Annotated in this window: 10 protein-coding genes; 8 read left to right on the plus strand and 2 right to left on the minus strand. The window is 54.1% G+C overall.

Annotation, left to right across the window (positions count from 1 at the left end):
• The coding region (locus ABID12_RS20645; RefSeq protein WP_354435938.1) for a hypothetical protein at positions 1–399 on the minus strand (399 nt) is incomplete at its 3' end.
• Between the two features lie 273 nt (positions 400–672).
• Here ABID12_RS20645 and ABID12_RS20650 point away from each other — a divergent pair.
• The 8 genes from ABID12_RS20650 to ABID12_RS20685 all read left to right on the plus strand — a co-directional run bounded on the left by ABID12_RS20650 (position 673) and on the right by ABID12_RS20685 (position 5,081).
• The gene (locus ABID12_RS20650) at positions 673–939 is read left to right on the plus strand and encodes a hypothetical protein (protein ID WP_354435939.1); all 267 of its coding nucleotides are present in this window, start codon (positions 673–675) and stop codon (positions 937–939) included.
• A gap of 337 nt (positions 940–1,276) precedes the next feature.
• Entirely contained in the window at positions 1,277–2,122 is an 846-nt protein-coding gene (locus ABID12_RS20655; protein WP_354435940.1) for a hypothetical protein, read from the plus strand.
• Positions 2,119–2,367: a hypothetical protein gene (locus ABID12_RS20660; protein WP_354435941.1), complete on the plus strand. Its 249-nt coding sequence runs from the start codon at positions 2,119–2,121 to the stop codon at positions 2,365–2,367. Before ABID12_RS20655 ends, ABID12_RS20660 begins: the two co-directional genes overlap by 4 nt.
• The gene (locus ABID12_RS20665) at positions 2,364–2,864 is read left to right on the plus strand and encodes a hypothetical protein (RefSeq protein WP_354435942.1); all 501 of its coding nucleotides are present in this window, start codon (positions 2,364–2,366) and stop codon (positions 2,862–2,864) included. Before ABID12_RS20660 ends, ABID12_RS20665 begins: the two co-directional genes overlap by 4 nt.
• Complete coding sequence (locus ABID12_RS20670; RefSeq protein WP_354435943.1) at positions 2,857–3,279, plus strand: ASCH domain-containing protein; 423 nt, start codon at positions 2,857–2,859, stop codon at positions 3,277–3,279. The genes ABID12_RS20665 and ABID12_RS20670 overlap by 8 nt, the downstream gene beginning before the upstream one ends.
• Positions 3,276–3,827, plus strand: coding sequence for a hypothetical protein (locus ABID12_RS20675; RefSeq protein ID WP_354435944.1), 552 nt, complete (start codon positions 3,276–3,278; stop codon positions 3,825–3,827). Before ABID12_RS20670 ends, ABID12_RS20675 begins: the two co-directional genes overlap by 4 nt.
• Positions 3,824–4,054: a hypothetical protein gene (locus ABID12_RS20680; protein WP_354435945.1), complete on the plus strand. Its 231-nt coding sequence runs from the start codon at positions 3,824–3,826 to the stop codon at positions 4,052–4,054. The genes ABID12_RS20675 and ABID12_RS20680 overlap by 4 nt, the downstream gene beginning before the upstream one ends.
• A 178-nt stretch (positions 4,055–4,232) precedes the next feature.
• Positions 4,233–5,081 (plus strand): hypothetical protein, encoded by an 849-nt coding sequence (locus ABID12_RS20685; protein ID WP_354435946.1) that lies wholly within the window; start codon positions 4,233–4,235, stop codon positions 5,079–5,081.
• A 469-nt stretch (positions 5,082–5,550) separates the two neighbouring features.
• Here the strand turns inward: ABID12_RS20685 and ABID12_RS20690 are convergent, their stop codons facing one another.
• Positions 5,551–6,909, minus strand: coding sequence for a DUF6538 domain-containing protein (locus ABID12_RS20690; RefSeq protein ID WP_354435947.1), 1,359 nt, complete (start codon positions 6,907–6,909; stop codon positions 5,551–5,553).
• Positions 6,910–7,055 lie beyond the last annotated feature (146 nt).

The following is a 7,055-nucleotide window of genomic DNA, read 5'->3' on the forward strand; positions in this document are numbered from 1 at the left end:
TGCCTTTCTGGCCTTGACCAGTTCATCCAGAAAACGACGTGCGCCCTCGCCCTCAAACGCAGCATCGAAACCGATATTGCCGTTTCCCAGCATTACATCATCCGCGAAGACAAGATGCGTTTCGAAATCGTCGACTTTGACCTGTTCTGAAAATTTATATGTCGGAAGATTAAAGGCGGAAACTTCAAGCGGAAGAGCAAGTCGGAGCAGCAGCTTGTCGCTGGCCGCATCGCACAAGATGAATACGCCAGACGCCTGACTGTCCCTGTACCCCATGACCATGCGCTGGCTTTCCGCAAACGGATCATCTTCCTGGACAGCGCTCCAACGCATGAAATCAGCATTTGCCACGCTTGCGGTTAGGGTCACCGCGCAAACAACAACAACAAACTGAAGCATGAATCCCCCCGGTCAAGTTCCTACGGCCAATGATAGCCAATCAACCTGCAGCCAGCAATCAAATGTCCGGAAACACGCCGTTTTTGCCCCCACAGAGATGCGCCTTGCGTGCACCATAGCTATGTAGGTGTTTTTTACACCTATTTTTTCCTTGACGGATAATAGGTGCATATGACACCTATAATGATGTTGGGTCATGCCAAGGCCTGACACCCGCCGCCGACCCACTCCTAACCTTCGGGCCAGCAGCATCGAAACAGGTAAGGAAGAGCAATGGCGATAACCGAAAATGCCGATGATGCGCTCGAAGCTCTAAGAGAATTAGAGTTCAAACGCGGATATCTAATCGCATGCTGTAATCTCGTGAACCTTCATCACGATACTGTCGTGGCGAACGATGTTTTGCAGCAATGCGGCATATCCGAAAACGACGTCTCCAGGATGAACCTGACTGAATACGACGCCGTAGCGCTGGCCGAGATCCGGGAAGGTCGTTCTTTCGACCCGATTACTGGTCCCGGCAACGGCGGTGACGCATGACCCGCACCCAAAGCCTATCCCTTTACCTCGCAATACTTGTGCTCACCGCCGTCTTCTGGCTGCGGCTGGAAGCATGGCTTGCCGCCACGGGAGTGTAACGCCATGGCAGAAAGACATTCCTCATTGCAGACCGCCCCGCCCGAATCCGTCAGGCTGATCGTCGCGGAACGGCAACGCCAAATCGAACGCGAGGGCTGGATGCCGCACGCTCGCCATGCTGCTCGCCGCTCTCTGCTGCCGCAAGCACCTGCGGAGGGAGCCCCGCCAGCCGCGCAACATCGACGAAGCCCAGCGCGAAGACGCCCGCCGCAAATGCTTGAATTCACGGAGACACACCATGGCCGATAACAAGCCTTTCTATTGCAGCTTTGCCGCCCGATGGCTGCGCCCTGCAATGCCGATCATCCACTATAATCGAGAGATGTGGCCGGATCGTTTTCGCACCGGACATATCGTCATCGAACCCGCCGCTATCGGAGGTGTTTATCTCAGCGTGATTTCCGGCCACGCGACCGCCGTGGTTCACGACCCGGACGGATCTGCCACAGGTCCGGCAAAGTTGCTGATACCGGATGAAACCATTGCCGCCGCACTGCCAGTTGACGAAATTCCGTTTGTCACCGGCGGCCATGAAATTTCGTATCCAATGCCGGAATGGATGCAGGCACACACCGTATCATGCACCGAAAAGGGCATCGCGATATTCCCGAAGACGGCCCCGCCAAAATATCACGGGGAAAGCACCTGGAATGGTTTTGATCTACCGGCCCTGCATCATCGTCTGTCGTTCGATGCGCGGGGGCGCGCAGATGCAGTTGACGGCCTCGATTATGCCGTTAACCCCGGCAAGCCGCAGATGGCATGGCAAACCGTCATGCGCAACTTTCTGAATTCGGAAGCAATGCGAAAACCTGTCAGTGAATTCGCGCTGAACCCGGAGATTCCCCACCTGCTTCAAGGCTTTATCGATGAAATCATCGGTCGGGAACCGAATGCCGGACGCACCCTGCAGACCGCCGGTTACGGAAACATACCCAACATTCTGCGGATCGAGAACTACCCGCACTTCATCGGCTTTTTCATGCATCAGACATGGAAAGGCGACCCACCGCCTGTTCCCGATCATTTCAAGATCGCCGCGATAGCTGATGAAAAGCCCGAGACCGGCAGGAGGCTGCATTGACCATCGCCCCGCAAGCCGGACGGCTGACGATCACCTGCAACAGCTGCGGCTACAAAGACCCCGACCTTGCGTCCGCCGAACCCGCCAATGAAAAGGCCCGCGCGCTGGCCCGCCGCGACCTCGCCGGCGATGCCAAGAACAAGGGCTGGCTCGTCCGCCGCGAGGCCGGCGGCTGGTCTCACCACTGCCCCCACTGCGCAACCCGCCGCTCCGGCGACCGAACCAGACAGGACAGATTGCTATGAGTGATGAAAAAGGATGGCCGCGCGAAATATGGGCCGCAGAACCTGGCGAATTCGATCCGGTCGGCAGCTACGTCACGTCAGAACACGCCACTGTCGCGCGCCACGCTGGCGACGCCGAACGCCACAAGGCGTTTCACCGCTACGTCGACGCAGACATTTTTGAAAGCGCTGAAAAGTACTGGCGCACCCAGCTTGAGGCCGAAACAAAGAAACAGATGCATGGCGAGACCGCTCCCGTCGTTGCACTGGAAAATGCAATCTTGTCAGTGTTGGCATCCTACACTGCCATTGACGGTGAATTGTGCCTGCCATTCGGTCACTTCAACAAACTTGGCCTGCATCGTGAGGTTCTTCGTGGATTGATGAAGAGCCTGAAAGAGCAGGGGCTCGTTGAATACTATCGAGGGCTGACCACCGAAGAGGGTGAATTCTGCGGCGCAGGGTATTCGTTGACACGCGCGGGATACTCACGCGCGCAAGAGGCCCGCAATGGATAACCTCCCCAAGCTCGCTCTGTCGATCCGCCAGCCATGGGCCCACTGCATCATGCACCTGGGCAAGGATATCGAAAACCGCAACTGGCACACAAACCTGCGCGGCCGCATCTGCCTGCATGCGGCCAAGGGCATGACGCGCGCCGAATACGACGAAGCCATGGAAATGATCCGCCATGTGCATGTCCACCGCCCCTTTGCCGAGCCGCCGATCGTGCCCGGCTACGACACCATCACGCGCGGCGGCATTATCGGCACGGTCGAGATCGCCGATTGCGTCGAGACAAGCGAAAGCCCGTGGTTCTTCGGCCGCTTCGGTTTCGTGCTGCGCAATCCTCAGCCGACGCCCTTCATTCCGGTAAAAGGCGCGCTCAAGTTCTTCGACTGGCGCCAGCAATTGGAAACGGCAGTTCAATGACCAACGCCCGCCCGTCATCAAAAGATCGCCTCGAATCCTACCGCGCGCTGGTTGCCGCAGCGGTTGAGGTTCGGGACGTCTTCGCAGATGCGGACGGCATGCACCTTGAGATCGACGGGATGGACCCGGGCGAGCCGGAGCGCATATGCGCCCTGCCCCACGCCTGCCCGACGGCAAACCGCGAACTGATCCTGCACCATATCGACATCCCGGCCGATCTGATTGCCATGCTTGAGCGCACCGGAAAGCACCTTCAGGCAGCATGGGCGGAAAACGAACGGCTGCGCAAGGAAATCGAACGTGCCGGCGGTGCGCCGGCAAAGAACTACGCCGCCGAATGCGCCATGAAATGCGAAGAACCCGCCTTTCAGCGCTTCATGGCCGAACGCCACGATCTGAAACTGCCGACGGACAAGGACAAGACCGCCACCCGCGTCAAATTCGTTCTGGCACTGAACAGCCGCAAGGAACTGAACGAAAACGCCCCGGCCGCCGCCCGCTGGCGCAGGATAGTGCAGGACTTCGATGAGTGGAGACGCGGACGATGAGCAATCAGCCGTCCGATATTCCGCTCTACGTTGCCGTCGAAGATATCGAAAAGGCGCTGGACCGGCTTGCCGAAGAAGTCGTAGCACGCGGCGATAAGGCCGTGCCTCTACTGGACCTTTATGCCTGGGTAGAAGGCCAACTGGAAAAGCGCCGGCAGAATCGGTCTATCTTCGAGGCCGCGCGGGCACGGGTAGCCTGCGCGCAAGCAGAACACAGCCTTAATTAAATAACAAGATCACTTAGGGGCCTCCCCATCTTTAAGCCAAACCAAGGCTTCTACTAAGCCTCGACAACTTAACTCCATGGCCACCCAACAGTCAGATCAGACTACCTACTCTTTTAGAAAGCCCTTTTAATGGGATTACGAATCTGCTGTGTTACACTTTTATGGTGCGGAGTGGCAGATGCGCGTTTTTCTTTTTCGTTTTTCGTTAAAGCAGCGGCAACAAAGGGAACTGTTCGAACGAACAGACAGTCAGGGGCAGGAATACACCCGCGAAACATGGCTGCGCGAAAAATTCTCCAAAGAATTCAAATTCGTGCACAGAAGCAATGAGTTCTTTTTTGTTCCAGAAGCATCAGAGATAACGGGTATCCCCACTAGGTTAATTGTGGGGTGGGTAGCACGGAATCGGGCGATGAAAGAAAGGACAGCTCCTTGGGATGGCCTTGATCCAACAGAACACGAATCGTGGCAAGCTGCTTTGATTATGATCGACCCCACAGATCATGCGGACGGACAAAAAGTGGCCATGGAATCCAGGCCAGAGGTGGGAAATAAACCTGAAGCCATTTTGGCATCGCTTGCCAAGCACATTTCCGACGAAAGCCCTAACGGGCCTTTTGCAGTCTCCGCATTCCCAATCACAATTGCTCGATCTTTCATGAGTTTTGTCGAAGAAAACAAAGACAAAATTTCTTCTATCACTTATGATGTAGCTGTACCAAATATGTTTAACGGTACAGATGACTTCTCTGAAGAAATGCGTAACTTGCGAGACAATGCAAATATTTCTAGGGTAAAAACAAATCTTTCAAGTGAAGGCGTCATCACAACCGAAGGAACACATTTGGCAGAAATAGCAGTCCATGCCGAGCAGGGAGGTGGTAATATCAAAGCCCGCACAATTGATGACAAAACATACAACTCAGATGACTACGCGGCCAGCGAAGATGTAGATATGGAAGGCACTGAACCAGAAACTCCATCATATTGGAAAAAAATCCGCTCCTTCATAGATAAGATATTCTAATGAACCGGACAATTGGCTACACTGTTCTGATCTGCTTATTAGCTTCTCTGATTACTATTTCAGTAGTCCGTCCTGAATTACTTTCAGATAAAAATGACTTCCTAAGAAACTTCGTAAACCAAGAATTACTCAATATTCTTGGCGTCATTCTCGCCATTACACTGGCCTCTGTTGCCAATATTCACCTCGCGTTCAACCGAATCGAAGAACGGTTCGAACAGCCAGGAGCCCTAACAAAATCTCGAAACAATCTCCGGAAAGCTGCTTACTGGCTTATAGGTCTTTTCATATTCGGAATATTTATTGTAGTATTGAAACCGATAGCATGCCACTCAGAAACATCAATCGCAGTGGTTAACTCACTGGCTTTATTTTCTCTAGTTTGGCAAGTTTTAATATTAATCTCTTTAACAGAGCTCGTATTCAAAATCGGACCGAATTTTCCGAATAAAAAGTAAAAATAACTAATTCATAAACAATCGTTTATAGATTTTAACATTACTTTCCTCAAAGCGTCCTGTTTCCACGACAGCGACCCGCCCGAGCCATATTGAGGCCGGTCGATCGTGTGGCCCATTATCATCATCCTGAGCTCCGTATCGATTCCGGCTACCTTCATGCGATCTTCGAAGGAATGCCGGAAGGAATAGATCTTGTGCCGGGATGACGGGAAGAGCTTGTGCTCCCGAAAATATTTGTTAAGCGCCGCAGAGAGACTATTTTCCTTGTTCTTGTAGCGCGGAAAGCCTTCAGGGTGCTCCCTCATGGACGCCAGCGCCACGCCAACAAGCGGAACAGCGCGAATGGATGACGCCGTCTTGATCTCGCGCCGATCATCGGGGTCGGAGCGCGGCTCGATCAAGATATGCGGCACGGCGTCATCCAGCCGAACCATATCAGCCGTTAGGTTGCAGATCTCCGAAGGCCGTGCCCCGGTCTCGATCAGCGTCAGCACAATCGCGCGGGCCTGATCATTAAGCCCGGAGAGCGCACCAGGTGCGAGTATCCGCTTGACGATCCAGTCTGTTGGGAAAGGCGGACGCGATATTTTGATCTTCTGCGAGAAGGAAAGCCCGGCAAACGGGTTCTTCACATCATCGATGCCGCGATAGCGGTGGTATTCGGAAAACAGCTTGCGCAGATTGCCGATATCGCGATTACCCGATGAGGCCGTGTGCGTCGCCTTGCCACTTTTCGGCGCTATACGGGCCAGCCAGTAATTGTAAAACGTCGTTGCGTCCTGCCGGCTGATTTCATCGATATATTTGTCACCCACCACGGCAACAAAATTGTTGAGTGCGCGGCGCTTCACCTTCAGCCAGGAGAATTTCTGAAAGTCGCTCTTACCGGTAAGCTCCGGCGCCGCGATCTCATCCGTATAAACGGTAAAAGCTTCCGATATTCGCACGCGCGGATGTTTCTCAAGCCCGGTCACGGCGGCCGCCTCAGGCCCGCCGACGGGTAATTTCGAAAGCGTCAGCAGTCGGTCATAGATCATCGCGCCCGACTCGCTCGCAAGGATTTCCGCAGTCGTGCGATAGGAAAATCCGAGTGCATGCGCACGAGCCACAGCTGCCTTGTAGCGAGCATCGGCTTGCGCCCGATCGCCCCCGGCCAGCATTGAGGCCCAAAGCGCATTATCTGCCTCTTCGTGGATATCCCTTTTAGCACGGGCTTCGGAAAGGTCCCTTGTACCCAAAGAGACCCGCACGGCAGGTTCGCGATCATCGAGCCCGACAAGCCGCTTTGGCACTCGACGCACATAAGCATAGATGCCGGCGCGCAAATGCAAATACCTGTCCGGGTCCTCGCCCTTCCTAACCGCCATTTCGGCACCCTGTAGCACGTTTTGATACAGGATTTGTTACACAGAAATTGCGATTTCAGCAATCCCGTCAAGGCATAGATAATATTATTGAAATAATATCAACTAGATAACAAATTCCAGTCGATCAATTTTTGGTGCGCGTGGAG

It is taken from the genome of Martelella mangrovi, from assembly GCF_040545495.1.
Lineage (GTDB): Bacteria > Pseudomonadota > Alphaproteobacteria > Rhizobiales > Rhizobiaceae > Martelella > Martelella mangrovi.